The following is a 26,554-nucleotide window of genomic DNA, read 5'->3' on the forward strand; positions in this document are numbered from 1 at the left end:
CAGATGACACAAATAATCCTATATGACACAAAGTGTCATTAGCAAGTGCGTTTGTCCGGGAAAGCCGCTTCACATGTCTATCCGACTGAAATTGCTGCGCAAGAAACTGGGGATCACCCTTGAGGTGCTGGCTGAAAAATCCGGCATGACCAAGAGCTACCTGTCCAAGGTCGAGCGTGGCCTGAATACGCCGTCGATTGCTGCCGCGCTGAAACTGGCGCGGGCGCTGAACGTCAATGTCGAGGAGCTGTTCGACGGCGAGCAGGAAGGCCAGGCGCGCTATAGCCTGGTTCGTCGCGGCGAGCGCCAGGCGCTGGTCGGCAATGGCCAAGGGCCGGGTTACGCGGTGCTCACCTCCCAGGTTGGCCAGCGCAGCCTGTTGCCGTTCTTGATCCAGCCCCCCACCGAGTTCACCGATCCGACCTTCAAGGAGCACGAGGGCGAGGAGTTCCTGTTCGTCCACGAGGGCCAGGTGGAGGTGGACTTCATGAGCGAGCGAGTGCTGCTGGAAGCCGGTGACGCCCTGCATTTCAACGCCCAGACCCCCCACCGCCTGCGTTCCGTGGGCGAGCGCCAGGCCCAGTTGCTGGTGGTGGTGCAGGGCGGGGAAGGGTGAGGGCAGGGTGATGATCGAGGCCTCGCGGTTTTGGCGTGACCCTGCCTTGCCGTTTGTCGAGGCCCGGCGCGTGGGGGATGGGCGCCAGGTGTGCTATGCCGCGCATTCCCATGAGAGCTTTTCGATCGGTGTGATCACGGGCGGGCGCAGTCGCTACCTCACGGGGGATGCCCGGCATGAGATCGGCGCCGGCAGCACCGTGTTGATGAACCCTGGCGTGGTGCATACCTGCAACCCGATCCAGGGGGAGCCCTGGTCGTACCTGATGCTGTTTGTCGACCTACCGTGGTTGCAGCAGCATGGTTTTGCCCTGCCGCAAGCGACACTCAGCACCTCTTCGGGGTTATACGGGCGGTTGCTCGAGGTGTTTGCGGGCCTGTTCGATGACCGACCGGCCGCTGACAAGGAGGCGCTGCTGGTTGCATTCTTCCAAGCGCTGCCTGGGTATTTCGATGAGCGAACAGGCCAGCGCAGCGTGGAGCATCCGCAGCTGGAAATGGCTGCCGCGTTCATCCGTGCCAATCGCCTGGATCCGCTGACTCTCGAAGACATCTGCAATGCAGTGGGACTTTCCCGTGCCTACCTGATTCGCGCTTTTGGCAAGCGCTTCGGGCTGACACCCCACGGCTATCTGCTCGACCAGCGGGTGCAGTACGCCCGCGCCCAACTGCGCCTGGGCCGGCCGATTGCCGAGGTGGCGCTGGAGGCCGGGTTCGCCGACCAGGCGCATCTGCAACGGGCGTTCAAGCGGCACCTGGCGGCGACGCCGGGGCATTATCGGGCAACATAATCGCGGGGCAAGCCCGCTCCCACGGAGGTGCGTGGGAGCGGGCTTGCCCCGCGATGCGGTCGTGACAGGCATTCAACCTGCCAGCAGATACCCGGCGCTCGCCACCAACAACACCGCCAACCCGCGATTGAACAAGCGCAACCGCCTTGGCTCCCCCAGATACTGGCGAATCACACTCCCGGCCCACGCCCAGCTGGCCACCGAGACAAAACAGATCGGCCCATAGATCCAGGTGAACAGCCACAACAGCTGCTGCTCGCCAGCGGTATAGGCGCCCACCCCGGCCACCGCCGCCAACCAGGCCTTGGGGCTCAGCCACTGCATGGCCGCGCCGTGCCAGGCAGTGGGCGCCCGTTGTTCGGCGTCGGCCTGCAATTGGCCATCGTCACTGGCCAGCTTCCAGGCCATGTACAACAAAAACAGCACGCCACCCCACAGCAACAGGTGCTGCAGCCACGGCCAGCGCAGCAGCAGCTCATGCAAGCCCAGGCCGGTGAGCACCAGCAGCAGGCAGAAACCCAGGGTGGCGCCGGCGGCGTGCCCGAGGCTGGCGCGCAGGCCGTGACGGGCGCCGCTGCCCAGCGCCACGATATTGACCGGGCCTGGGGAAATCGAGGCCGCCAAGGCGAAGGCGGCCATGGACAGGGACAAGCTCATGCGCAGATTCCTTGCAACGATGGAGTGCCGCCATGATCGACGACAAATGCGGCGCAGGTATTGAACAAAAATGCTCAAGGCCTCTGTTACAGATTTTGTAATAGTTTCGCGCTGTGGGGAAAAGCTGCTTCGATTGTAGGATCGTCATCCCTTTTTCTGATCAAGGTCTATATGAGCACCTTCGCGGAGCCCCCCAGTTTCTGGCCGTCCCGGCCATCCTTCCCACGTCCTCGTGACGCCGCCCTTGTGAGTACCCGCTAATGGAATGGCTAGCCGACCCCACGGCCTGGCTGGGCCTGCTGACGCTTATCGTCCTCGAGCTGGTGCTGGGTATCGACAACCTGGTGTTCATCGCCATCCTCGCCGACAAATTGCCGCCCCATCAGCGCGACCGCGCGCGGGTGATCGGCTTGTCGTTGGCGCTGATCATGCGCCTGGGCCTTCTGGCCAGCATCTCGTGGATGGTCACCCTGACCGCCCCGCTGATCGAGGTGTTCGGCAAGACCTTCTCCGGCCGTGACCTGATCATGCTGTTCGGTGGTGTGTTCCTGTTGTTCAAGGCCACCATGGAACTGCACGAAAGGCTGGAGGGCCATGTCGCCCAGTCGGGCGGCGTGACGCGGCATGCGGCGTTCTGGCCGATCGTCGCGCAGATCGTGGTGCTCGATGCGGTGTTCTCGCTGGATGCTGTGATTACCGCGGTGGGTATGGTCGAGCACCTGTCGGTGATGATGATCGCGGTGATCTTCTCGATCGGCATCATGATCGTCGCCAGCAAGCCGCTGACCCGCTTCGTCAACGCCCACCCGACGGTGATCATGCTGTGCCTGGGCTTTTTGATGATGATCGGCTTCAGCCTGACCGCCGAAGGCCTGGGCTTCCATATCCCCAAGGGCTACCTGTACGCGGCCATCGGCTTCTCGCTGCTGATCGAGCTGTTCAACCAGCTGGCCCGCGCCCGCCGCAAGCGCAGTGTGCAACAGCACCGACCGCTGCGTGAGCGTACCGCCCATGCCGTGCTGCGCCTGATGGGCGGGCGCCGGGTGGAGGCCGACGAGGTGGGCGAGGAGATCGCCGACCTGGTGGAGGACGGTAGCGAGCAAGTGGTCTTCGACCGTCGCGAGCGGGTGATGATCAGCGGCGTGCTGAACCTGGCCGAGCGGCCGATCCGCACGGTGATGACGGTGCGTGCCAAGGTCGATGCCATCGACCTGGCGCAACCGACCGAGGTGATCACCCGGGCGTTGATCAACTCCTCTTACTCACGCCTGCCGCTGATCCGTGACGGGCGTATCGAGGAACCGCTGGGCTTCGTGCACAAGAAGGAACTGCTCAAGGAGCTGCTGGCCGGCAATGAGCCGGACCTTGAGGCCCTGGCCCGGGCGCCGCTGAACCTGCTGGAGAGCTTCAGCATCCTAAACGCGCTGGAGCAGATGCGTGGGCAGTCGACGCACATTGCCTTCGTGGTCAACGAGTTCGGTGATTTCACCGGCGTGCTGACCATGACCGACATCCTCGAGTCGATCGCCGGCGAGCTGCCGGACGCCAGCGAGGTCGAAGGGCCGGGCGTGGTGGAGGAGGCGGGTGGTTTCGTCGTCAGCGGCGCCCTGAACCTGGCCCAGGTGCAGGCGCGTACCGGCTTCGTGGCCCGTGCCACCGAGGACTACCAGACCCTCGCGGGCCTGGTGATGAGCCTGCTCGACCGCCTGCCGGTGGTCGGTGACCGTCTGCAGTGGAACGGCTGGAGCATGACCGTGGTGGCGGTGGAGGAGCGGCGCGTGCGCCAGGTGCGCCTTACACCGAGCGCCGACGCTGACGCAGCAGGTGCTTGATGCCTTCGAGCACCAGCACCAGCACCGCGGCCCAGATCGGCAGGTAGGTCAGCCACTGATCCGGGCCGATGGTTTCGCCCAGCAGCAGGGCGACGCCCACCAGCAGCACCGGCTCGACGTAGCTGAGCAGGCCGAACAGGCTGAACGGCAGCATGCGGCTGGCCAGCACGTAGGCGATCAGGGCGCTGGCACTGATCGCCCCGAGCAGCGGGATCAGCCAGTAGAGGTTCTGGTGTTGCGCCAGGTCCGCGGCTGACAGCGGGCCCTGGACCACGAAGTACAGGGCCCACGGCAGCAGCAGGCACATGTCGCACCACAGGCCGCCCAGGTGGTCGGTGCGGCAGCGTCGGCGCAAGACGAAGTAGATCGGGTAGCCGACCGTCACCAGGATGGTCTCCCAGGCGAAGCTGCCGTTCTGGTACAGCTCGTGGCCCACGCCCAGGGCTGCGCAGCTGACCGCCACCTTTTGCAGGCGCGACAGGCGTTCGCCGTAGACCAGGCGGCCGGTCAGCACCATCGCCAGTGGCAACAGGAAATAGCCCATCGACACCTCCAGGCTGCGCCCGTGCAGCGGCGCCCAGAGGAACAGCCACAATTGCACCCCCATCAGCCAAGAGGTGCCGACCATGCCCAGCAGCAGCAGAGGTGTACGGCGGACCCGCGCGAACAGTTCGCCAACCCGCTTCCAGTCTTTGGAAATCAACATGAACAACGTCAGGCAGGGCAGCGTCAGCAGGGTGCGCCAACCGAAGATTTCCTCGCCGTCGAGCGGTTTGAGGAAGGAGGTATAGAAATACATCACGGCGAACAGACAGGACGCCATGACCGATGAAACGATGCCTTTTGACACGAATGCCTCGAAAAACGGGAAGGGTGAGCGGGCGGATCAGCCGCGCATGATCTCAGGGGGCGCGTCCTGCGGCAACCGCAGCCTGCCCGGGCGCGTGGCCAATGCCGTGAGCAGCTCGGTGGCGGGCATTGGCCGGGCGAACAGGTAACCTTGCTGGAAGTCCACCCCGTGGCGCTCCAGGTAGTCGCGCTGCACCGCGGTCTCGACCCCTTCGGCCACGATACCCAAACCAAGCTTGGCCGAGAGTTCGATAATGGTGTCGAGGATATGTTGCGACAGCGCATCGCCACCGATCATGGCGACGAAGCTCTGGTCGATTTTCAGGTAGTCGACCTTGAACTGACGCAGGTAGTTGAGGCTGGACTGGCCCGTGCCGAAGTCGTCGAGGGCGATCATGACCCCCATCTCGTGCAGCTTTTCGAACAGCTCCAGGGTTACCGGGGTGGGCTCGATCAGTTTGCGCTCGGTCAGCTCGAGGGTGAGCACCACACGGCCGGGGGGGAAGTGCTGGAGGAAGGTGCGGCAATCGTCGAGCAGGCCAAGGTCGCGGCAATGATCGGCGGTGATGTTGATGCCGACGTGAAAACCGTCATCCAGCAGCGCGACATGGGGTGTCAGGGCTTGTGCGGTGTTGAGCATCAGGGCGCGGGTCATGGCGACGATCTGCCCGCTGTGTTCGGCGTAGGGGATGAACAGGTCCGGGCGTACCAGGCCCTCGCGCGGATGCTGCCAGCGCATCAGCACCTCGACACCGGCCCAGTGATAGTCGCCTTTGCGCACCACCGGCTGGAAGTACGGCAGGAACTCGCCGGCTTCGAGCGCCCGGTCGAGTTCAGCGCGAGGCGAGGTGGCGCGGCGTATCTGCCAGCGGCAGACGCTGCCGGCCACCACGCCGAGTACCAGCAGCAAGCTGAGCAGGGCCGGGTAGCGCGAGCGCATCAACTCGCCCAGCTTGCCTGCGGCGTAGCCGCCCTGCACGCTGAACGGGTAGCGTGTCGAGGAGACGGTGGCAGGGGCGCTGGCAGCGACGGGCGGTGTGCCTTGCTGCACCAGGCCTTGCTGGCCCATCCAGTGGCTGCCCACCCGCACCAACAGCTCGTCATCCTGAGCGATCAGGCGCAGGGCCGTCAGCAGGTGGTTGCCGTCCACTGTGGCGATCGCCCCGCGATCACCCTGGCTGACCCGGTAAACCAGCAGTGGATGGCCCGGCGTGACGGAGTTGCCGTCCATCAGCCAGAGCTGCCCGTCGGTATAGTCGCGCGCATTCACCGGCTCGTCGAAATCGCCGAACAGCGAAGTGCAATACAGGTTGTCGCGGTCGAACAGGCTGGTGGAGCGCACGAACGCATTGCGCGTGACTTCGATGCGCAGTGCCAACTGCACCTGTTCGCAGGGCTGACCGGCCTTGGGCAACAGGTGATTCGCGGCACTGGACAGGCTGTCTAGAATCATCTCGATGTGCCTGACCACTTCGCGTGTGGTGGCTAGGCTGTTGGCCTGCAATTCGCGCTCGGTCTGCCAGCGGGTAACGGCCAGCCCGCAGACCAGCGGCAGCACCCCGACAATCCAGGGCAGCAGGATGCGCCAGCTCCAGCGGGGAGGGCGTTTTGGGGGCAGGGGCATGCGCAGGTGAACCAGTGACGGACGGGCGTGTCAGTGCCAAGGATAGCCGTTTGTCGGTGAAGCTTACGAACTAAAACGCGACAAACAAATTTACGCAATGTAGAATTGCGTTACGAATACAACAATAAGGTTCTCCGCCAACCGGAGGATCAAGCCCGCCGAGAATGGGTCCCCATGAAAAACCCTGCATTCAAGCTGATCATTGGTGCCTATCTGGCCCGCAGCGTGCGCGGCATCCCCTGTTCGCCTCCTGTTCCGTTCGCCATCGCAAGCCAGTAATCCAACCGTTTTTTGCTGCAGATGAGGACACGAACATGGCAGATATCTTCGAAAACCCGATGGGCCTTGAAGGCTTTGAATTCATCGAGCTCGCTTCGCCGACCCCTGGCGTGCTGGAGCCGGTCTTCCAGATCCTCGGTTTCACCAAGGTGGCGACCCACCGCTCCAAGAATGTGCACCTGTACCGCCAGGGTGGCATCAACCTGATCCTCAACAACGAACCCAAAAGCGCTGCCTCGTACTTCGCCGCCGAGCATGGCCCGTCGGTGTGCGGCATGGCCTTCCGCGTGCGCAACGCCCATGAAGCCTATGCCCGCGCCCTGGAACTGGGTGCCCAGCCGGTAGAGATCGAGACCGGCCCGATGGAGCTGCGTCTGCCGGCGATCAAGGGTATCGGTGGCGCGCCGCTGTACCTGATCGACCGTTACGAAGAAGGCAGCTCGATCTATGACATCGACTTCAAGTTCCTTGAAGGTGTCGACCGCAATCCGGTCGGCGCTGGCCTGAAGATCATCGACCACCTCACCCATAACGTCTATCGCGGGCGCATGGCCTACTGGGCCGGCTTCTACGAGAAGCTGTTCAATTTCCGCGAGATCCGTTACTTCGACATCAAAGGCGAGTACACCGGCCTGACCTCCAAGGCCATGACCGCACCCGATGGCATGATCCGCATCCCGCTCAACGAAGAGTCTTCCAAGGGCGCGGGGCAGATCGAAGAGTTCCTGATGCAGTTCAATGGCGAGGGCATCCAGCACGTGGCCTTCCTCACCGACGACCTGCTCAAGACCTGGGATGCCCTCAAAGGCTTCGGCATGCGCTTCATGACCGCACCGCCGCAAACCTACTACGAAATGCTCGAAGAGCGTCTGCCGGGTCACGGCGAGCCGGTCGACCAGCTGCAGTCGCGTGGCATCCTGCTGGACGGTGCTTCCGAGGCCGGCGACAAGCGCCTGCTACTGCAGATCTTCTCGGAAACCCTGCTGGGCCCGGTGTTCTTCGAGTTCATCCAGCGCAAGGGTGACGATGGCTTTGGCGAAGGCAACTTCAAGGCACTGTTCGAGTCGATCGAGCGTGACCAGGTGCGTCGTGGCGTGTTGAACGTCGAGTAATCGGCGCATCGCCCACTGAACGGGCTTGCACGTCCAGACTGTAGGAGCGGCCTTGCCGGGGCGCCGGACCGGCCGGAAAGGGCTGCAGAGCAGCCCCGGCGGTTTCTGCTTACACGCTGAAAACCTGGGGCCGCGTTGCGGCCCTTTCCGGCCGGTCCGGCGCCCCGGCAAGGCCGCTCCTACAGTGATGTTTTTCAGCCAATCTTCGCTTTGCCCAGGAACTTGAGCACCGCCTGAGCCACGCCCGCAGTGGACGCCGGGTTCTGCCCGGTGATCAGGCCTTTGTCTTCAACCACGAAGGGTGCCCACACATCCTCCGCTTTCTGGTACTCACCACCTCGTGCGCCGAGTTCGTTCTCGGTGAGGAACGGCACCTCCTTGTCCAGCTCTGCCAGTTTCTCTTCGGTATTGGAGAAGCCAGTCACCTTCCGACCTCTGAGCAGCAGGGTGTTGTCGCTGAGTTTCACATTCAGCAGCCCCACGGCACCGTGGCAGACCGATGCCACAACCCCGCCACGTTCGTGAATGCGCCGCGCCAGGTCCTGCAGCGGCTGGTTGTCGGGGAAGTCCCACATCACGCCATGACCACCGGTGTAATAGATGGCGCTGTACTGCTCGGCCTTGACTTCGCCGGGGCTGAGGGTGGCGCCCAGGCGCTTCATGAAGGCCTTGTCGTCGTACCATTGCCAGTCAAGGTCCGGGGCCATTTGCAGGCTGTGCGGGTCGATTGGTACGTAGCCGCCCGCCGGGCTGACATAGTCGACCGTGAAGCCAGCCTGCTGCACGGGGTCGACGAAATGCACGGCTTCACCCAGCCACAGGCCTGTGGCGCGTTTGATGTTGGGGTACTTGGCGGTATTGGTCAGCACGACCAGGATCTTCTTGTTCATGTGCGCATGCCCATCCAACCCGAGGGGGCCGGTTGCCCGGCGAAGGGGAAAAACCCTCTGAGCATAGCCGTCGCTGGGCGTGGCGCCATCGCCGGCTGGCACTGTGCTAGTCTCGATCCAATCATGTGCAGCCAGGAAGTCACCATGACAACGGACAAATTCATGCAAGCGGCCATCGACGAAGCCCGCAAGGGGCTGGCGGAAGGCGGCATTCCAATTGGCTCGGTGCTGGTGCACGACGGCAAGATCATCGGCCGTGGCCACAACCGCCGGGTACAACAAGGCAGCGCCATCCTGCATGGTGAAATGGATGCCCTGGAAAACGCCGGTCGGCAGCCTGCCAGTGTCTATAAGGAGGCCACGCTTTATACCACCCTGTCGCCCTGTGCCATGTGCAGTGGCGCGATCCTGCTGTATGGGATAAAGCAGGTGATCATCGGCGAAAACACCACTTTTCTTGGCGAAGAGCAGTTGCTGGCCAGCCGAGGCGTAGCGCTGGACGTGCGCCACGATGAGGACTGCCAAAAGATGATGCGTGATTTCATCGAGGCCAAGCCGCAACTGTGGAATGAAGACATTGGCCGCTGACCATGCTGCGCAAGGGGATGCGCAGATGATTCACCTGGCGCCGATTTCGAGCGCCGAAAGCGTGGGACGTTCCCAGATCAGCAGCTTCAACTGGGAAGCAACGCCTTTGGGGCCCCTGACACGATGGCCGCCGGCCTTGCGCATCGCCGTCGACATGCTGCTGCTTTCTGCTTACCCCTGTGCCCTGGTCTGGGGCCCGGCGCTGACGGTGATTCACAACGAGGCCTATCCCGTCCCCCTGGGCGAGCGCGCCCATGCCCTGGGCGACAGTTTCGACACGCTCTGGGCGACGGCCTGGGACGAGATGGGGGCTGCTGTTTTCCAGGCATTGGAAGGGCACGGCAGCCTGGCCGAGAACAGCCTGCTGACGGTCAACCGCGACGGGCGCCCCTTCCAGGCCTGGTTCACCTGCAGCTATTCGCCCATCCGCGACGACCAGGGCGCGGTGGCGGGGTTCCTGCACGCGCTGGTCGAAACCACCGCCAGTGTCGAACGCACCCGCGAATGGCGCGAGCTGGCGCAATCTTTCGAGGCACAACTTTCGCGCTACATGGCCGAGAGTGAGCACACCTGGCAGTTGTCGCCCGACGTGATGTTGATGCTCGACACCGAGTTGCGCGTGCGCCTGGCCAATCCGGCCTGGCATCGGTTGTCGGGTTGGACGGATGAGCAGCAAACACCGGTCCCGCTGCTGGAGCTGATCCACCCAGCCGAGCGTACCGAGGCCAGGTTGGCCCTGATGGCACTGATGCAGGGGCATGACACCCCGGCCTTCGAGGCCCGCGTGCGCCAGGGTGAAGGGCATTATTGCTGGTTACGCTGGCATGCTGTATCGGGCCAGGCGCTGCCGATCCTGATTGGCCACAACATCACCGAGGAGCGCCACTCCGTCCAGCGCATGGCCGAAGCAGCAGTGCGCGACAGCCAGCGCATGGAGTCGGTGATCAAGGTGGCAGGCGGCCTGGCCCATGAAATGAACAACGTCCTGTCCGGGGTCGGCAGCAGCCTGGAGCTGCTTGAGCGGCGCCTGGCCCAGGGGCGGCTTGAGCGCTTGGACAGCTACGTGCAGATGGCCCGCGAATGCGCCCAGCGGGCCATCGGCCTGACCCAGAACTTGCTGGCATTCGCCCGCAGCCAGCCGTTGTCGCCCAACCCACTGGACATCAACCAGCTGATACGCAAGGCACAACCGATGCTCGAGCAGTGCACCGGCGCCGAGATGCACCTGCACTGGGAGCTGGACATCGCCCCCTGGCCCGTCCAGCTCGACCCCGACCAACTGCGCAACGCCTTGCTGCACCTGTGTGCCAACGCCCGCGATGCCTGCCTGGGGCGGGGCAGCCTGTCGATCCGTACCAGCAACGAGCGCCTGGCCGACGCGACTGCCGGGCTGCCGGCGGGCGACTATGTGATGGTCCAGGTCGAGGACAATGGCCATGGCATGTCGGCTGAAGATGAAGCGCGTGCATTCGAGCCCTTTTTCACCACCAAGCCCCTCGGGCAGGGCTCGGGCCTGGGGTTGCCCATGGTCCATGGCTTCGTGCGCCAGTCCGGTGGCCAGGTGTGGATCGAGTCCAGGCTGCAGCACGGCACCCAGGTCGTGCTGATGTTCCCTCGTTATACGGGCAGCCAGCCGATACCCGAAGCTCCGATGATCACAAGGGAGGCCAGGCAGGGCGAGCGTGTACTGTTGATCGATGACGAGCTCAACCTGCGCGGGTTGATCAAGGAAATACTGGTCGAGCGCGGTTTCGAGGTGTGCGATGTGACCGATGCCAACAGCGCGCTGGGGCAGTACCGTCATGCCGGCCCATTCGATCTGGTGATTACCGACATCGGCTTGCCGGGCGGTTTCAACGGGCGTCAGGTGGCCCGGGCGATGCGCATGATCAATCCCGATCAGAAAGTCCTGTTCATCACTGGCTACACTGCGGATCCGGTGGAGCAGCAACTGCTCGACGAGCCTGGTACCGCCTTGCTGCTCAAACCGTTTTCACTGCAGAGCCTAGTCATGCAAGTCGACCGCATGCTGCAGGCCTGATCCGGCTCAGGGCGCCACCAGCATTCGCGCGACCTGCTTGCGCAACTGCTCCAGAGCGAAAGGCTTGCGCAACAACTGCATCCCTGTGGCCAAAAATGCATCGCGAGCCATCGCGGTTTGCGCGAAACCCGTTATGAACAGCACCGGCAGCCCGGGGCGCAGGCGACGTGCGATTTCCGCCAATTGCCGGCCGTTCATGCCCGGTAGCCCGACGTCGCTGATGAGCAAACCGAATGGCTGTGCCGAATGCAGCCAGCGCAGCGCTTCACTGGCATTTTGCGCTGCACGGCAGGGGTAGCCTTCTTCGAGCAGGCTCCGTTCGACCAGTTCGCGCACATCCGGGTCGTCCTCCACCAGCAGGATGTCCTGGCAATCACCGGCAGCTTGCACGGCAGCGGCTTTGAGCGGTGGTGGGCTGTCGGTATGGCGTGGCAGATACAGGCGCACCTGGGTCCCTTTGCCGATCTGGCTGTCGAGCGCCAGGTAACCCCGTGACTGCCTGCTGAAGCCATACACCATCGATAGCCCGAGCCCGACACCCTGGCCAGTCGGCTTGGTGGTGAAGAACGGCTCGATGGCATGCTCCAGGGTGGCTTGCGACATTCCCTGGCCGCTGTCGCGGATGCTCAGGCACAGATAGTCACCGTGCGCCAGGCCGACGTTGGCGAGCTGCCCGTTGGCGACCTGGACGTTGTCCGCCTCGATGGTCAGCACTCCGCCGCTGGGCATGGCCTCGCAGGCGTTGAGCAAGAGGTTGTCCAGGGACGCCTGGAGTTGCTCGCCATCGGCGCTGGCTTGCCACAGTTGTGTGGCCAGGCGCACTTGCAGCTCGATGCCGGTACCCAGCTTGGCGGCCAGGGCATCGGGTGCCAGCAGCGTGCGCAGATCGATTGCCTGGCTCTGCAGTGACTGGCGAGCGGAGAACGCCAATAGACGATGGGTCAACAGGGCCGCGCGGGCCACGGCTTGCTGGCCCAGGCGCAAGGGCGGTTCCAGGCCCTCGCTGCGGCCTTGATGCAGGCGTTTGTCGATCAGCTCCAGGCTGCCGCCAATACTGGTCAGCAGATTGTTGAAGTCATGGGCCACTCCACCGGCCAGTTGGCCGATGGCTTCCATCTTGCGTGTTTGCTGCAGTGCCTGGTCGTCGGCCTGTTGTTGCCGGGCCAGGGCTTCGAGCTGTTCGCACAGGTCTCGCGCCTGATATTGCCGGCGGCGAGCCCTCAGCGCCCACAGTGCCAGGCTCAGCAGTTGCTCGTCAGGGTAGGGTGGGGCGAGGGGCAGCAGGTTGCCTGGCACTGCGCTGGTGTCGGCCTCGGCGCGGCTGGTGAGCAGCACCACAGGCAGGTCGGACCAGCCAGGCTGCTGCTCGAGGTAGCGGTGCAGGGCGGATTGCTGGTTGCGCGGCAGCGCCTGTTCGATCACCACCAGCAACCCTGCGCCTTCACTGAGCCAGCGGCCAAGGCGCCCCACATCGGCGGTGCGGCGGCTGTGGATACCGGCTCGCCGGAGTAATCGACAGGTGCTTGTCCCCACCTGGGCAGGCGCCAGGACCAGGGCGCGTTCTTCCACAGCCAGGCATGCGGCCAAGAGCATTCTCCTGTGACGATGGGCACGCCGTGATGGCGTTACCGCCTTCCTTCTCCTATCACTGGACCTTCGGCGCGGGCCTGGGGTTCAACCGGATTGTGGAAGGTGTCAAAGGCCTTGTTGCAGCAAGGGGTCGTCCGGGTTCTGGCGCTCGAGCTCGGCCAGCAGTACCTGGACGTTCTGCAGTTGCCCGGTCTCCTTCCAGTACTCGATCAGCAGTACCCGCGCCCGGCGGTTGGCGGGCTGGCGGCTGAGCAGCGTCTGCAGTTGTTGCTGCGCGGCCTGCACCTGCTCCAGCTGGTGCAGGGTGACGGCAAGGGTGTAGCGGTAGTCGCTGTTCTCCGGCTCCAGCTCGACCGCGCGCGACAGTGCCAGCAGGGCGTATTCGTGCTGGTCGTGGCGGGTCAGCCACAAACCCAGCTGGTACTGCAGGAAGGCCGAGTCCGGGCTAAGCGCCAAGGCCTTGCGCAGCACCTCGCGAGAGGTGTCGTGGTGGCCCTGGCGTTCCAGTAGGCGCACCTGGGTCGCCAGGGCGTCCAGGTTTTCGGGGGCCAGCGCCAGGGCACGGGCGAGCGCTGCGCCGGCGGCGTCATAGGCCTGCTCGTGCATGTACAGGCGCGCCAGGTGAATCTGTGCGTCGGCGTCGTCGGGTTGTTGTTCGAGGGTTTGCTGGTACTGCTCCAGCGCTTGCTGCAGCGGGCCGAAATAAAGGCCGATGGCATCCGGGTCGAGCCCGAGCAACGCGTCCACCGCGGCAAAGCGTACGCTCTGCTCGTCATCGTCGAGCAACGGCCCCAGCACCAGGCTGCGTTGGGCGGCCGGCAACAGCCGGCGGATGCTGGCGATGGCAGCGCGCCGCACCAGAGGATCGCTCTGTTCAAGATCCTGTTTTGCCAGTTTCAGCGCCTGGGGTGACGGGTAGTTGGGCAATTCGGCGTACAGGGCGGCGCGGCGAATCGCCGGCAGGTCGTTACGCTGCAGTTGCTGGTACAAAACCCGCGCGGCGCCCGGCTGGCCTTCATGGGCCTGGCGCAGGGCCTTGGCGTAACTGTGCGGCGGCAGCGCCGGCGTGGTGGATTGCGGGGTCCGCCACAGGTAAGCGAGCACGCCTGGCACCAGGATCAGCAGCAACAGGGCGATCAGGATAAGCGGGCGGCGTGGCATCGGGCAGTCCGTGGCGGCGGGAAGGCAGAGCTTGGGACAGCCGGCCAGTAAATGCAACGGGCGAGGAGTCGGGTATGATGCGTGCCTTTCCCAAGCATTGAGGCCTGATCCATGTCCCTGAGCGCTGAACAGACCGGCGAATTTCGCGCCTTCGCCGAACAGCTGGCCGATGCCGCGGCCATGGCGATCCAGCCGTACTTTCGCGCCAGCCTGGACGTCGAAGACAAGGGCGGGCGCCTGTACGACCCGGTGACCGTGGCCGACAAGGCCGCCGAAGATGCCATGCGTGAGCTGATCCAGGCGCGATACCCGGCGCATGGCATCCTCGGCGAAGAGCATGGCGCAGCCGTTGGCAGCAGCCCGCTGACCTGGGTGCTCGACCCGATCGACGGCACCCGTGCCTTCATCACCGGCCTGCCGCTGTGGGGCACGCTGATTGCGCTCAACGATGGCACACGCCCGGTCATCGGGGTGATGAACCAGCCGTTCACCGGCGAACGTTTCGTCGGTACCCCCGAAGGTGCATGGCGCAGCGGTACGCCCTTGAAAACCCGGGCCTGCGCCGACCTGTCGGCGGCCACGCTGATGTGCACTACACCAGACATGTTCGACAGCGCCGCGCGCAAGGCTGCCTTCGAGCACGTGGCCGGCCAGGCCAGGCTGATGCGTTATGGTGGCGACTGCTACGCCTACTGCATGCTCGCTTCGGGGTTTGTCGACGTGATTGTCGAGGCCAGCCTGCAACCCTACGACGTGCAGGCGCTGATGCCGATCATCGAAGGTGCCGGCGGGGTGATCACTGCCTGGGATGGCAGTACCGCACAGCACGGCGGCTGCGTGGTGGCCTGCGGCGACCCGGCGCTGCATGCGCAGGTGGTGGAGATGCTGCGCCACGCCATGTGACGGGCAGCGGCCACTGCACTTTTTCGCTTTTGCGCGCTCTATGCTTGGCCAGGCTACACCGACCCCCGGTGTAGCCATTGACCAGCTCCGGTGCCGATGGCCGCAAAACGACTCGATATTCTCCCGCGCGGCCTGCTGCTGGCAGGCGCCCTGACCTGCCTGGGGGCCTGCACCCAGCAGCAGGGCCGCGACATGCTCACGCAGATCGGCAACGGCAAGCCCGACGAGCTGTTCCAGACCAGTGTCGACCGCATGGCCACGCTGTCCATGCGCGACAACCTGCAAAGCCTGTACCTGCTGATGGACAAGCTGTACCTGCGCAACCCCAGCCAGTGGAAGCAGTCTGGCTACCTCGACGCCACCACCGCCGCCCGGCAGATCCGCATCGCCATCGAGCAGCGCCAGCCCTTGGCGCAACTCGGTGAGCGGCGTGACCTGGCAGCGCTCAGCTATGCCCTGAGCCCGGAATTCAGGGGCGATCGGGTCGGTGCCTTCATCTACGCCATCGGCAGCATGCTGGTCACCGCCCACGGCGGGCGCACCGAGTTCTACATGACCGACACCCTCGACCCGCTGTTCATCAACAACGCCGCGCGCAATATCGAAAAGGCCACCTGGATGCTTGGCCAGCGCCAGGACGCCAACGGCGTGCTGCTGCTGTTCTCCAACGAGATCTCCGAGCAGGGCAGCAACCTGAGCTTTGCCGTGGAGTTCGGCAAGGTGGTCGCGCGCCTCGACCTGCTGGCGCAGATGCTCGACGAGCGCTATCGGCGCATCGGGCTCAACTATGCGCAGAGCCTTTTGCTGCTGAACTTCCTGCCGGTGCAGTGAGTTGTGCGGTAATCGAACGCCGGGCCTGTGCCCGTGTCCGCTGTCCGCCCGCCGTTTGCCTTGGTCGCATTGCCCTCGATCCTGCTTTTTGCTTAGTGTGACGCTCAGCATCCGACCGTCGCCTGCCCCTGTACCCCGATGACGGTTGGTTAGAATGACCGTGAACGACCGCGGCCACATGCCCACAAGGCAGTAGGCCGCGGCGCCCATAACAATAATGATGGCGAGTGCCTTGCCCATGGAAAGCCGCCTGTTGAGCGAGCAAAGCTGCGTGTTCCACCGCGCCGACCCGTACGCGGTGTCCGACTACGTCAACCAGCATGTGGGCCAGCATCACATTGGCCTGTCCCGTACGACCCACCCTCAGGCCAGCTTGAGCCATCGCAAGTTCGCCGAACTGGACCTGTGCCGTATCAGCTATGGCGGCAGCGTGAGGGTTACCTCGCCGGCGCTGGAAACCATCTTCCACCTGCAGGTGCTGCTCAACGGCAATTGCCTGTGGCGCGGCCACCAGCGCGAGCACCACCTGGTACCGGGCGAGCTGCTGCTGATCAACCCGGACGACCCGGTCGATCTCACCTATTCCGACGACTGCGAGAAGTTCATTCTCAAGGTGCCGGTGCATCTGCTCGACTCGATCTGCGACGAGCAGCGCTGGCAGCGCCCCAGCGGCGGCGTGCGCTTTGTACGCAACCACTACCGGCTGGAGGAACTGGACGGTTTCCTGAATCTGCTGGGGATGATCTGCAACGAAGCCGAGGTCAGCGATTCGCTGCCCAGGGTGCAGGGCCACTACAGCCAGATCGTCGCCAGCAAACTGCTGACGCTGATGAATACCAATGTGCGCAAGGACACCCTGGGTGGCACGCAGGCCAGCCTGGAGCGAATCCTTGAGCACATCGAGGGCAACCTTAAGCTTGAGTTGGCAGCTGAAACCCTGGCCGAGCAAGCCAACATGAGCCTGCGTTCGTTGTACGGCCTGTTCGACCGACAGCTGGGGACCACGCCCAAGCAGTACATCCGCCAGCGCAAGCTGGAGCGGGTCAACGCCTGCCTGAGCGACCCAAGATGCACGGTACGCAGCGTGACCGAACTGGCACTGGATTACGGTTTCCTGCACTTGGGACGCTTTGCCGAGAGTTACCGGCAGCGGTTTGGCGAGCTACCGTCTGAGACCTTCAGACGGCGGGTTTGATCAGGTACCACAAAGGGCTGCATGGCAGCCCCTTGCGATTTGCAGTTCACGCCACGTCAACCAGGACGATTTCACTGTCCTCCAGCGCCGTCACCGTCAGCACCGTTTCCTCCTCGATAGCCACGCCATCCCGGGCCTTGGCCTGCAACCCGTTGACCTCGACCCGGCCCTTGGCCGGCACCAGGTAGCCGCGCCGGCCCTGGTCGAAGCGGTACTCGGCGCTTTCCCCGGCGCGCAGGGTAGCGGCTACCAGGCGGGCGTCGGTGCGGATCTGCAGGCTGTCGCCATCGCCTTCGCGGCCACTGGCCAGGGTCACGAAACCTTCGCCACGTTCACCCTTGGGGAACGGACGCGTGCCCCAGGACGGCGCGTCACCGACTTTTTCCGGAATGATCCAGATCTGGAAGATCCGCGTATCGACCTTCTCCTGGTTGTATTCGCTGTGCACGATGCCGCTGCCGGCACTCATGACCTGCACGTCGCCCGCTTCGGTGCGGCCCTTGTTGCCCAGGCTGTCCTGGTGGGTGATCGCGCCTTCGCGGACATAGGTGATGATTTCCATGTCACGGTGCGGGTGCGACGGGAAGCCACTGCCGGCGGCGATCAGGTCGTCGTTCCATACCCGCAGGTTGCCCCAGTGCATGCGTGCCGGGTCGTAGTACTCGGCGAAGGAGAAGTGGTGGTGGGCGTCGAGCCAGCCGTGATTGGCGTGGCCAAGGCTTTCGAAGGGTCGCAGTTGCAGCATGATGGTGCTCCTCTGAATTCGCTGGAATGGGGCCATGATCTGCGTTTTAAATATCGAAAAAAAGCGTAAATATCGACTTATTATCATCAACTAATCAGATGATTATTTTGCGATACAACATGCGATTCATCGCCTAATCCACTGATACAAAAGCATTCGCTGGCGCTTTTGGACGGATGAGGCGAACATGCCCGCTGTTTCGATTTTCAATGGAGTGACCGTGTCCCACGAGCAGCCCCAGGCCCCGGCCAACCTGACCCCACCTGCGCAGTTGCCCTGGTTGCGCCGCCTGGCCGCGCGCCTGCTTGGCCGTGGCCTGAGCCGCCTGCAGGCGCAGCACCGCGATTCATGGTTCCTTGGCCATGCGGTCGGCCAGCGCACTGGCCATGCCGACGGTTTGCGTGACGGCTACGAGCGTGGGCGCTCGGACGGCTACGAAGCGGGGCGGCAGGTCCTGGTGATTCGTGATACGCGCCCGGACGCCGCTGCGGTGCCTGGCCAGGACGACAAGCTGTTCGACGACTGGCGCCTGCCGCTGAGTGCCGAGCTGAAAAAACGCTTCAAGGCCGACGTGGCCCAGCGCCTGCCGGCCGAGGCACAACCCAGCGCCGCGCAGTGGAAGCTGATCCTCAGCGACACGCCGTCGACCTGCGTGGTGGCCGGTGCCGGTGGCGGCAAGTCGACCTCGCTGGTGCTGCGCATCCTGTTGCTGCGCCACTACCTGGGCTTCGAGCTCGATGCCATGACCGTGGTGACCTTCACCCGCGAGTCGCGCAAGGACTTCATCCAGCGCCTTTTGCAGGTTTTCGCGTTGTGGCAGGTCCAGCTGTCGCCGGCACAGGGCCGTGAGTTGGTACGCACCTTCCACTCGCGGATCCTGCCGCTGGTGCGCAGCCTGCCGGGCTTCTCCCAGATGCGAGCCTTCGAAACCCTCGGCAACGAGATGCCGGCGGGCGGGGAGGCAAATGCCGACAGCAATCCTTTTGACCTGCGCCTGAATGACGCCCAGCGTCAGCAGTTGAACCTGTGCTACCGGAACCTGCTGGCAGAGAACCCGCGTTTCGCCGCGTTGATCGGCCAGTTGCGGCAGGAGGCGCTGCTGCTCAAGCCACTGGACCCGGATCACCCGGATGTGCAGAAGCGTGTGCAGGTCACCCAGCTGGCCGCGCAGCGCGACGAAGAACTGTGCGACGTGATCGAGGACCTGTGGTTCGCGGCCGGCGCCTGGCCGATCAAAGGCATTGAGCCGTGCCGCGACACGCTGCAGATCCGTGGCAGCCGTTTCCATGTGCACGGTCGCCTCGAGGGGCTGGATGCCTGGGTGGTGCTGGGCTTCGACCCCAGTGAGAGCGCCCAGTACCAGCGCCCTGGCGCAAAGCTCGCGGTGCGCGCGGAATGGGCGGTCAAGCGCACGCTGTTCCAGGCGTTCAGCGACAAACCCGTGATCTGGCTGGACAACTACGCCTCGGCCAGGCGCCTGGCGGCCTCGTTGGCAGGGGATGCCGTGGCCGGCCCCGGCTTCGAATACAAGGTCAAGGGTGAACTGGCCCCGGCGCCGCTGCTCGACGCTTTCGTCACCGCGGCCAGTTTCATCGAGAACCTGGGCCTGGACGTAAACGCCGCAGTGGCCGCCATGAGCTTCCCGCCGGGTGACAGCGATGGGCCGTTCTTCGAGGCGCTGGCCCTGTACTGGAAGGCCTTTGAAACCCACCTGATGGCCCAGTCACCGCCGGTGATGACCTACAACCGCATGTTCGCCCTGTTCGGCGAGAACAACCCGGAAAACCTGCAGCTGTTGCCCGACCCATTGTTGCGGCCGCTGGCACACCTGATGATCGACGAGTTCCAGGATGTCTCACCGCAGATCGTCAGCTGGCTGCGCGCCTGCCTTGCGGAGATCCGCCGACGTGGGCCAGCCATGAACCATGGCCGGGTGGCGCAGCATTCGTCGCTGATGTGCGTGGGTGACGACTGGCAGTCGATCTATGGCTGGCGCGGCAGCTCGCCCAAGTACTTCATGGAGTTCACCAAGGTGTTCCCGTCACCTTCCAATACCCGGGTGATGCTGGTGGAAAACTACCGCAGCCAGCAGTCCATCATCGACGCCGCCGAGCATCTGGTGAAGGGAACGCCGACCATCAGCGGCAAGAAAGCCAAGGCCAGCGGGCAGGCGGCGGCGCTGCCACTGGCGCCCGTACGGGTGTTCGAGCGTGACGAGGCAGCGCTGGCACAGACGTTGATCGAACACTATGAACAGGGTGAAACAGTGATGATGTTGTTTCGAAAAAGTAGCGATAAGTCATTGATTGAGCAGCATTTATTACCGGTGATTAAAGTGGATTCTAGTTTGCCTTCCGGGCAGCGCCGGCTCAAGCAGCTGACCTACCACAGCGCCAAAGGGCTGCAGGCCGATGCAGTGTTCATGCTCGGTGACTGCCAGTACCTGACTAGCTCACCGTACAAGAACCAGGTGTACCGCCTGGCCGGGCTGGGCAAACCGGGCGACGCCCAGGCGTTCGATACGGCGCAGCAGGAAGAAGTACAACGCCTGGCCTATGTGGCCGTTACACGGGCCATCAGCCACTGTTACTGGCATGTGGAAAAGCCCAACGGCGAGGCCGTGAATCAGCCTCGCGCGTCGAGCCAGGTACAGGGGCGGCAGGCCTTCTTCGAAGACCTGCGCGGACAGTGAGGGTCAGTCGTCGCTGTCCAGGGGCTTGGTCAGTTCCAGGCTCAGGCTGTCTTCGTCATCCTCCAGGCCCTGGGCCATGCGGTTCATGCCAGAGACGTACTGGTCGCCGTTGATTGCCAGGCGTAATGCCTGGCCATGCTCGTCCAACGGGCTCGCGCCCAATGCAGAGGTCAGGGCGTCGATCACCGGTGTCTCCAAGGTTCCCTCCATCGGGCTGCCATCATTGCACCATTCCAGGAAGTCGATGCCCACATCCCAGCGCGACCTCAACGCCTCGAACCGCGCCGGGAATTGCGCCCGCAGCACGCGCCTCCAGCTCGGCTGGCGCGAGACCCACTGACGCCTTGCCGGTAAATCGTTGTTGCGAGTGAGTACCTCCTGCAACACGGCATCCTCCGTCGGGCCGACAATGTGAGCGGCGTCGCGGTAGAGCATCTGCATTTGCGGCTCGGTGTAATCGAGTTCTTCGGCCAGGTTGGTGCGCAGGGCCAGGCGCATTTCGATCAAGTCCAGCCCTTGGTTTTCCAGCAGCAGGTTGTCGGGGATCCAGTCGAAGCGGTGCAACGTACTGACACTGGGCTGCAGACCGCGCTGCGTCGCTGGCAGCGATTCCCAGCGTTGCCTTGCCAGCAGGCCCGTGCGGCGGTGCAGGCGCGCGCTGTAGAGCTCCTGGGCCAGCTCGTTGACCTGGTCGCGCCGAAACAGGCTTTGAAAGTAGGTGAACAATTCATGGGTCGCCTGAGGTTGGCCGGCGGTCATGCGCCAGACCCGCGCCTCGATCTGCAAGCTGCTCAGCACGTCGGCCCCGGCATCGCCGCAACTGACGGGAAACAGGGCCGCCACCTCGTTGAGGCGAGCGCACAGTTCGCTGTCTGCCGCGGCGTCCAACAGCAGGCGCCAGATCTGTCGGGTCATTGCGTGGGCATTGGCGTGCGCCGCGCTGGACAGCCCGGCCTGCTCCACGGCCTCGCGCAGGCTAGGGTTGGCATCGTCGGCGAACAGGCTGTCCCAGGTGGTGCGCTGTGCCTGGTCGGTCGGCTGTAGCCAATTACGCGGCCGCTCTCCCGGCAAGAGCGGCGCCTCAACGACAGGGCGCGCTACCACCACGCCTGCCGCGCGCAGTTGCCGGCGGGTGACTTCATCGAGCGGGTTGTAGTTGAAGCGCCAGCGCTCGCTGCCTCTACCCGTGAGCAGGGCTTCGACGAAGGGCGTCTCCAACAGGATGTCGAGATCAGGGACATGCTCGATCTGATTACGGCTCAGCTCGACCTGGCGCAAGGCATGGTTCGTGCGGCCCATCAACGTCTGCAGCCCCTCGGGCCAGTGGACCAGCTCGCAGTTTTCCAGGCTCAGGGCGCTCAGGCAGCGCAGGTTGCGCAAGTTTGGGCTGATACCCAGTGGATTGTTGCCGAGGTTCAGCTCGCGCAGCTCGGTCAGGGTGCCGAAGCGCGCTGCCATCCCTGGCGTCATTTCGATCCGGTTCTGGTACAGGTCCAGGAATCGTAGCTGGGGACTTGCGCTCAGCCGCACAAAGTCTTCGTCGGTCAAGGCCAGCTCGTTGCGACGCAGGGCCAGGAAGCGCAGCTGGGTCAGTGTTGGCAGGGCCTGATGAGCCTGTGCCGGCAACTGCCTCAGGCCGCTGCTTTCGATACTCAGCTCCACGAGCGCAGGCGTGTGGTGCAGCGCCTCGAACAGCGAGTCTATTCCCAGGGCAGGGCTGCTGATGACGCGCACGCGCCGCAGCGACGGAAACGACTGCAGGTAGTCGGCAGGAATCGTCGGCACGTCGAGGTTGTCCAGAAACAATGTCCTGACATGGTCGAAGCGCGTGCTCAGTGGCGGCAAGCTGTCCAGTTCCAGGTTGGCCAGCCTCAACGAGTCACCCTCCAGCCGATGCCAGGTTCTGATCAGCGTGCTGGCTACCTGGTTGGCGTGTCGCTGGTGGTGTGGCGCTTGCTGCGTGATCCAGTCGTCCAGGCCATCGCGCAGGATGCCAAGCTCCGTGCGATAGGCCTGGATCTGTTCAGTGACGTTGCCGCGTGCGCGCAAGGTGGCCAGCAATTGCCTGCGTTCCTGATCGTTCATGCCAGGGAACAACGTATGCAGCTCGCGCTCCTCCCGGGAGGCAAACACGCCCGGGCTCAGCGGATAGCCATAGCGCCCATCGCTCAGGCGCATGGGCGAGCGCAACCCCCTGCGCACAGGCTGTTGACCGATCAGGCGAGCGGCCTGGGCGCGATCGGCGATGGCAGCCTGGTACAGCTGTGGCTCGGTCCAGTCGGGGTGCAGGGCCAGCAGGCTGTCGCGAATCAGATGGGTGTCGGCGTTGGCGAGGCTTGGCCGGTACAGGCCGAGGATCGCCCGGCCCAGCCGCACATTGGCCTGCATCGCGCGTGCCTCCTGGGCCACCCGCAAGGGTACGCGCCCATTCAGCAAGCGGGTGCGCTCGGCTTGGCTGGTGGCGCCGACGATTTCCTCCAGCGCATTGTCGGGCACGGCGGGGAATTGCCTGGCCAGTGCCCGGGCGGCAGGGCTCAACGGCGGTTGTTGGCTTTTGTAGAGGCTGTCGAACAGCGACGAGCGTCTGCTGCTCAAGTGATCGGCCAGCAGGTCCTGCAGGGCTTGCTGGCGTTGCTCCATGGCGGTACCCGCGGGTAGCAGGCGGGTGATCCTGGCTTCGTCGAGTTGTTCGAGCACCCGGTCTGCCAAGTCTCCGTTGTCCAGGTCGTTGCGGGTCAGCTCGATCACTTGGTCACCTGGATGTTCGCGGCCGTAGAGACTGAACCCACCCCAGGCTTCGGGGCCTTCGAACACCTTGAGCACCACGTCTTCGGGCCAGCCGGGCAGCTCGCCCAGGGCGGTGATGGCGAAACTCTTGTAGGCGGCCAGCGGGCGGCCATTGCGGGTACGCGCGATGATGTCGGTGACTTGCATGTCCTTGTTCAGGCGCAGCAGGGCATCATCCAACTGCGTCGGTACCGGTTCGCCATCGGCAAGTACCGGCTCCAGTACACCTTGTTCCAGCCCTGTACTGTCGAACGCTGCGGCCAGGTCGGCATCACTTTGCCCCTCGGTGACCGGGCCCATGCGCCGTAGCAGTCTGGTCCGGCCCCAGCCTCTGAGCTGTTCGTGAGGCAGACGCCAGGCACCTTTACCGTTGCCGTGAAGGACTGGGCGGTAACCTTGTTGGTCGCTTGCGTGCACCAGTTCCCAGGCGCCGGCAGCGTTCTTGTGGACTTCGCAAGTCTTGCCATCGAGGCGGACGTAATGCCGATCGTCTACCTCATAGATGCCTTCTGCGTCCGGTTCGAGGTTGGGGGAAAGCTCTACCTGGCTGTGGTAAGGCGTGATTTGCGGGTGCCACAGCAGTTCCTCGCCACCGAATGCCACGCGCTCCAGCCAGTCGACGAAGCCCGATGCCTTGACCACCTTGGCGGCCGCGCCAATGACCATAATGCTGCCGGCGGTCAGCGCCAGTGCCTTGAGCTGCGCCACTGCCTCGGCGTAATCGCCCTCCGACCAGGCCTCGTACGCGAGGTAGACGTTGTCCAGCACCTGCGCGGCGAACACCAGCAGCATCACGGCATCGAGCCCCGGTACCAGCATGGCGGCGACGTTGAGCAGGTTCAAGCCGGCTTCTTCCCAGAATGCCAAGCGCTCCTTGCGCAGCATGGCGTTCACGTCGGCGGTGGGCACGGCGATCGCCCTGGCATTGTCCTTGAGAAAGGCGACATGGTTGTCGTAAAGGCTGTTCCAGTACGGCAAATCGACTTGCCGCTGCCGGATGCCAAGGTCAGGTGAGGCCCTGGGCCCTTTCCCCTGCAGTGAGTAACCGGCAGCGGGCCAGAGCGGCTCCAGCGGGATCAGGCCGCCCACGCCGTGGAACTCGGTGTCGTCTTCGTAGAGCTGTTCAATCAGTTGTTCACTCATCTTCTTCTGGTCGCTGTGCGCGACATGCTCGACGAAGCGCTGGCAGTATTGCGCGTCCAGCAGTTGCCCGGCCAGATAGGTCTGCAGTTGCTGCAGGTTGGCGAACTCCTGCATCGGCCTTCGATCATCGAAGGGCAGGTAGGCGACGATTTCGGCGTCTGAGCCGGCAGGGCCGAGCAGCAGCACGCCATGCACCTTCTTGCCGAGCACCGTCAGGTTGCGCAGGGTCACGGGTTGACTGCCATAGCGCGGTGTCGCGCCATCGATGCAGAAGTGCCGCAGTGCCTGGTAGCCAAGGCTTGAGAGTTCGCCCCGAATCAAGGCGATGACGGCCTTCACCGTGAGCATCGCCCGATGTGCTTGAATCCAGGCGTCCTGCACCTGAACCTTGTGCTGGCCATTGAAGATGTTGTCCAGGTGCGCTTGATAGCGTTCGCCCAGGTCCAGGGCGCGGCAGCTGCTGACGAAGCGGGCCATGCTCAGGCCGGGCAGGGTGCTGGCGTCGTTGGCGTTGACCTGCAGGGTGCTGAATGGGCCGACCTCGGACAGACCCTCGAAGTTGTGCATGGCCGCTTCCAGCAGGCTGCGCGACTCGCTGGCGCCAACCGGTTCGCTGATCCATTGCGGCTCATAGGCACCCCCGCCCAAACCCAGTGATTCCAGGCCCTGCACGGTTTCAAGCGAGCCGCTGAGGTAGGTGACGAAGGGTTGGAAGCAGTACTGCGCCTGGGTGACCGGTACGTCGATGGCCAGTTGCTGTTGCAGCAGGGGTTCGCAGAACTGCGGCAGCGATCGCAGCTCAATCAGTGCCTGGCCCAGGGTTTTGCGCGTGGCTGTGCGCACCTTGATGGCGTCGCGCAGCAATTGCTGGTGTAGCGCCGAGGCTTTGGCGAACCACCCGGTCGGTGTTCCGTCTTCATCGACATGCTCGTTGTGAGCACTTTGCAGCACCCGGTCCAGGTGACGGGGGTGCAATTGTTTGGCCCAGGCCGGAATACGGCGCTGGATCTGGTTCTGATGGTACGGGGTGGCGTTTTCCATGTGTGTTGCCTGGCAGTTAGCGGAGCCGCCATCGAACATCGGCTGCGCGCCGTGGCTGCGGTACATAGTTGCCGGCGCCAGGGTGTCGCAGCAGGGAATGTGCGGTCGGTGACGCGCACGTCACAGTCGGTAACGGGCCAGCCTGCCAGGGCCACGTGGGCGATGGTGGGGTGTCGGCACCCTGCGGTGTCGAAGGAGCCGGCCCACTGGGCCCTGCCATGGAGTGAAGTGATGGCTGTATCGACGACTGCAAAAGACCATTTGCTCGACCTCAACGGCATCGAGATCGCCGTGCGCACCTGGGGCCCGGAAGGCGGCATTCCCGTGCTGGCGCTACATGGCTGGCTGGACAACGCCGCCTCGTTCGAGCGCCTGGCACCCTTGCTGGAGGGGTGTTTCGTAGTGGCGCCCGATCTGGTCGGCCACGGCCGCAGCGACCACCGCCGCGACGACAGTGGCTATTACCTGTGGGAGCACGCCGAGGACATGTTGGCGGTGGTCGAACGTCTTGGCTGGTCGCGCTTTCACGTCCTTGCCCACGGCATGGGCACGGGTGTCGCCTCGATCCTCGCGGCGTTGACCAGCGCTATTGCCAGCCTGCAGTTCCTCGATGGCATGGGCGTTCCGTTCACCGTGGCCGAGGGCGATCGGGTCGAACACATGGCCCGCGCTTTTCGCCTCAAGCGCATGCTGCTGCGCAGCCGCCAGCAGGGTTTTGCCGAACCCGAGGCGTTGTGTTTCGACAACCTTGAGCAAGCCCTTGGCCAGTGCCGTAAACGCTTCGCCTGCGATTTGCCGGCCGATGCCGCGCGGCTGCTGGCACTGCGCGACCTGTTGCAGGTGGGCGACGGCTATTGCTGGCGCCACGACCCGCGCCTGGACCTGCCCGAGCCGATGCCGCTGACCGAGCGCGAGGCCTGCGAGCTGTTGCAGCAGATCCGTTGCCCGTTGTATCTGCTGCTGGGGCAGCAAGGCGCTTTCGCGGGTGATGATTTTGCCCGGCGCCAGGCGGCGCTGCCTGGGCAGACGCGAGTGACCTGGCATCCTGGTGGGCACCACTTCCATCTGCAGGCGCAGGGCCGGGCGCTGGCGCAGCAGATCCTGCGTACCCTGGCGCGGCACGAAAAAGGCGGATTGCTTCGCTTGGTCAACGAATGAGCGCTGCCCCTGCTAAGGTGCACAGACGCC

Annotated in this window: 19 protein-coding genes; 11 read left to right on the forward strand and 8 right to left on the reverse strand. The window is 64.2% G+C overall.

Going from position 1 to position 26,554, the window contains the following annotated elements:
* Window positions 1-73 precede the first annotated feature (73 nt).
* Together RTH46_RS17735 and RTH46_RS17740 are read left to right on the forward strand one after the other, a co-directional pair.
* On the forward strand, window positions 74-616 hold the full coding sequence (locus RTH46_RS17735) for a helix-turn-helix domain-containing protein (RefSeq protein WP_110992595.1): 543 nt from the start codon (window positions 74-76) through the stop codon (window positions 614-616).
* A 10-nt stretch (window positions 617-626) separates the two neighbouring features.
* Window positions 627-1,406, forward strand: a complete 780-nt coding sequence (locus tag RTH46_RS17740; protein ID WP_316906243.1) for an AraC family transcriptional regulator — start codon at window positions 627-629, stop codon at window positions 1,404-1,406.
* 72 nt (window positions 1,407-1,478) lie between these two features.
* On the opposite strand, the gene RTH46_RS17745 is transcribed toward RTH46_RS17740, so the two are convergent.
* Complete coding sequence (locus tag RTH46_RS17745; RefSeq protein WP_110992597.1) at window positions 1,479-2,063, reverse strand: LysE family translocator; 585 nt, start codon at window positions 2,061-2,063, stop codon at window positions 1,479-1,481.
* A gap of 260 nt (window positions 2,064-2,323) precedes the next feature.
* Between RTH46_RS17745 and RTH46_RS17750 the strand changes: the two genes are divergently transcribed.
* Window positions 2,324-3,895, forward strand: a complete 1,572-nt coding sequence (locus tag RTH46_RS17750; RefSeq protein ID WP_316906244.1) for a TerC family protein — start codon at window positions 2,324-2,326, stop codon at window positions 3,893-3,895.
* On the opposite strand, the gene rarD is transcribed toward RTH46_RS17750, so the two are convergent.
* Window positions 3,858-4,745: an EamA family transporter RarD gene (rarD, locus tag RTH46_RS17755; protein ID WP_153787965.1), complete on the reverse strand. Its 888-nt coding sequence runs from the start codon at window positions 4,743-4,745 to the stop codon at window positions 3,858-3,860. The two genes, RTH46_RS17750 and rarD, sit on opposite strands and share 38 nt — an antisense overlap.
* A 36-nt stretch (window positions 4,746-4,781) precedes the next feature.
* Entirely contained in the window at window positions 4,782-6,368 is a 1,587-nt protein-coding gene (locus RTH46_RS17760) for an EAL domain-containing protein (RefSeq protein WP_316906245.1), read from the reverse strand.
* Window positions 6,369-6,682: 314 nt separating this feature from the next.
* Here RTH46_RS17760 and hppD point away from each other — a divergent pair, with 314 nt between their 5' ends.
* Window positions 6,683-7,759 carry a 4-hydroxyphenylpyruvate dioxygenase gene (hppD, locus tag RTH46_RS17765; protein ID WP_153787963.1) on the forward strand — a complete coding sequence of 359 codons (1,077 nt, stop codon included), beginning with the start codon at window positions 6,683-6,685 and terminating at the stop codon, window positions 7,757-7,759.
* Between the two features lie 194 nt (window positions 7,760-7,953).
* Here hppD and RTH46_RS17770 read toward each other — a convergent pair whose 3' ends face one another.
* On the reverse strand, window positions 7,954-8,649 hold the full coding sequence (locus RTH46_RS17770; RefSeq protein ID WP_316906246.1) for a type 1 glutamine amidotransferase domain-containing protein: 696 nt from the start codon (window positions 8,647-8,649) through the stop codon (window positions 7,954-7,956).
* Window positions 8,650-8,793: 144 nt separating this feature from the next.
* Between RTH46_RS17770 and RTH46_RS17775 the strand changes: the two genes are divergently transcribed.
* Window positions 8,794-9,237 (forward strand): nucleoside deaminase, encoded by a 444-nt coding sequence (locus RTH46_RS17775; protein ID WP_153786306.1) that lies wholly within the window; start codon window positions 8,794-8,796, stop codon window positions 9,235-9,237.
* Window positions 9,238-9,262: 25 nt separating this feature from the next.
* Window positions 9,263-11,278: an ATP-binding protein gene (locus tag RTH46_RS17780; protein WP_153786398.1), complete on the forward strand. Its 2,016-nt coding sequence runs from the start codon at window positions 9,263-9,265 to the stop codon at window positions 11,276-11,278.
* A gap of 6 nt (window positions 11,279-11,284) precedes the next feature.
* On the opposite strand, the gene RTH46_RS17785 is transcribed toward RTH46_RS17780, so the two are convergent.
* Window positions 11,285-12,865: a response regulator gene (locus RTH46_RS17785; protein WP_316906247.1), complete on the reverse strand. Its 1,581-nt coding sequence runs from the start codon at window positions 12,863-12,865 to the stop codon at window positions 11,285-11,287.
* Window positions 12,866-12,973: 108 nt separating this feature from the next.
* Window positions 12,974-14,029 (reverse strand): HEAT repeat domain-containing protein, encoded by a 1,056-nt coding sequence (locus RTH46_RS17790; protein WP_153786308.1) that lies wholly within the window; start codon window positions 14,027-14,029, stop codon window positions 12,974-12,976.
* Between the two features lie 111 nt (window positions 14,030-14,140).
* Between RTH46_RS17790 and hisN the strand changes: the two genes are divergently transcribed.
* The 3 genes from hisN (at window position 14,141) to RTH46_RS17805 (ending at window position 16,958) form a co-directional block, all read left to right on the forward strand.
* Complete coding sequence (gene hisN, locus RTH46_RS17795; RefSeq protein WP_153786309.1) at window positions 14,141-14,932, forward strand: histidinol-phosphatase; 792 nt, start codon at window positions 14,141-14,143, stop codon at window positions 14,930-14,932.
* Window positions 14,933-15,028: 96 nt separating this feature from the next.
* Window positions 15,029-15,763, forward strand: a complete 735-nt coding sequence (locus tag RTH46_RS17800) for a hypothetical protein (protein ID WP_153786310.1) — start codon at window positions 15,029-15,031, stop codon at window positions 15,761-15,763.
* 238 nt (window positions 15,764-16,001) lie between these two features.
* Entirely contained in the window at window positions 16,002-16,958 is a 957-nt protein-coding gene (locus RTH46_RS17805; RefSeq protein WP_153786311.1) for an AraC family transcriptional regulator, read from the forward strand.
* Window positions 16,959-17,004: 46 nt separating this feature from the next.
* On the opposite strand, the gene RTH46_RS17810 is transcribed toward RTH46_RS17805, so the two are convergent.
* Entirely contained in the window at window positions 17,005-17,703 is a 699-nt protein-coding gene (locus tag RTH46_RS17810; protein WP_125463913.1) for a pirin family protein, read from the reverse strand.
* Between the two features lie 187 nt (window positions 17,704-17,890).
* Here RTH46_RS17810 and RTH46_RS17815 point away from each other — a divergent pair, with 187 nt between their 5' ends.
* Window positions 17,891-20,395, forward strand: a complete 2,505-nt coding sequence (locus tag RTH46_RS17815; protein WP_316906248.1) for a UvrD-helicase domain-containing protein — start codon at window positions 17,891-17,893, stop codon at window positions 20,393-20,395.
* Between the two features lie 3 nt (window positions 20,396-20,398).
* On the opposite strand, the gene RTH46_RS17820 is transcribed toward RTH46_RS17815, so the two are convergent.
* Window positions 20,399-25,366, reverse strand: a complete 4,968-nt coding sequence (locus RTH46_RS17820) for a dermonecrotic toxin domain-containing protein (RefSeq protein ID WP_316906249.1) — start codon at window positions 25,364-25,366, stop codon at window positions 20,399-20,401.
* Between the two features lie 231 nt (window positions 25,367-25,597).
* Between RTH46_RS17820 and RTH46_RS17825 the strand changes: the two genes are divergently transcribed.
* The gene (locus tag RTH46_RS17825; protein ID WP_153786315.1) at window positions 25,598-26,524 is read left to right on the forward strand and encodes an alpha/beta fold hydrolase; all 927 of its coding nucleotides are present in this window, start codon (window positions 25,598-25,600) and stop codon (window positions 26,522-26,524) included.
* The last annotated feature ends 30 nt before the right edge of the window (window positions 26,525-26,554 follow it).

It is taken from the genome of Pseudomonas sp. zfem004, assembly GCF_032621715.1.
Taxonomy (GTDB): domain Bacteria; phylum Pseudomonadota; class Gammaproteobacteria; order Pseudomonadales; family Pseudomonadaceae; genus Aquipseudomonas; species Aquipseudomonas sichuanensis.

Coding starts and splice junctions, on each gene's coding strand:
- RTH46_RS17735 (WP_110992595.1), top strand. CDS start 74: ATGTCTATCCGACTGAAATTGCTGCGCAAGAAACTGGGGATCACCCTT.
- RTH46_RS17740 (WP_316906243.1), top strand. CDS start 627: ATGATCGAGGCCTCGCGGTTTTGGCGTGACCCTGCCTTGCCGTTTGTC.
- RTH46_RS17745 (WP_110992597.1), bottom strand. CDS start 2,063: ATGAGCTTGTCCCTGTCCATGGCCGCCTTCGCCTTGGCGGCCTCGATT.
- RTH46_RS17750 (WP_316906244.1), top strand. CDS start 2,324: ATGGAATGGCTAGCCGACCCCACGGCCTGGCTGGGCCTGCTGACGCTT.
- RTH46_RS17760 (WP_316906245.1), bottom strand. CDS start 6,368: ATGCCCCTGCCCCCAAAACGCCCTCCCCGCTGGAGCTGGCGCATCCTG.
- hppD (WP_153787963.1), top strand. CDS start 6,683: ATGGCAGATATCTTCGAAAACCCGATGGGCCTTGAAGGCTTTGAATTC.
- RTH46_RS17770 (WP_316906246.1), bottom strand. CDS start 8,649: ATGAACAAGAAGATCCTGGTCGTGCTGACCAATACCGCCAAGTACCCC.
- RTH46_RS17775 (WP_153786306.1), top strand. CDS start 8,794: ATGACAACGGACAAATTCATGCAAGCGGCCATCGACGAAGCCCGCAAG.
- RTH46_RS17780 (WP_153786398.1), top strand. CDS start 9,263: ATGATTCACCTGGCGCCGATTTCGAGCGCCGAAAGCGTGGGACGTTCC.
- RTH46_RS17790 (WP_153786308.1), bottom strand. CDS start 14,029: ATGCCACGCCGCCCGCTTATCCTGATCGCCCTGTTGCTGCTGATCCTG.
- hisN (WP_153786309.1), top strand. CDS start 14,141: ATGTCCCTGAGCGCTGAACAGACCGGCGAATTTCGCGCCTTCGCCGAA.
- RTH46_RS17800 (WP_153786310.1), top strand. CDS start 15,029: ATGGCCGCAAAACGACTCGATATTCTCCCGCGCGGCCTGCTGCTGGCA.
- RTH46_RS17805 (WP_153786311.1), top strand. CDS start 16,002: ATGGAAAGCCGCCTGTTGAGCGAGCAAAGCTGCGTGTTCCACCGCGCC.
- RTH46_RS17810 (WP_125463913.1), bottom strand. CDS start 17,703: ATGCTGCAACTGCGACCCTTCGAAAGCCTTGGCCACGCCAATCACGGC.
- RTH46_RS17815 (WP_316906248.1), top strand. CDS start 17,891: ATGCCCGCTGTTTCGATTTTCAATGGAGTGACCGTGTCCCACGAGCAG.
- RTH46_RS17820 (WP_316906249.1), bottom strand. CDS start 25,366: ATGGAAAACGCCACCCCGTACCATCAGAACCAGATCCAGCGCCGTATT.
- RTH46_RS17825 (WP_153786315.1), top strand. CDS start 25,598: ATGGCTGTATCGACGACTGCAAAAGACCATTTGCTCGACCTCAACGGC.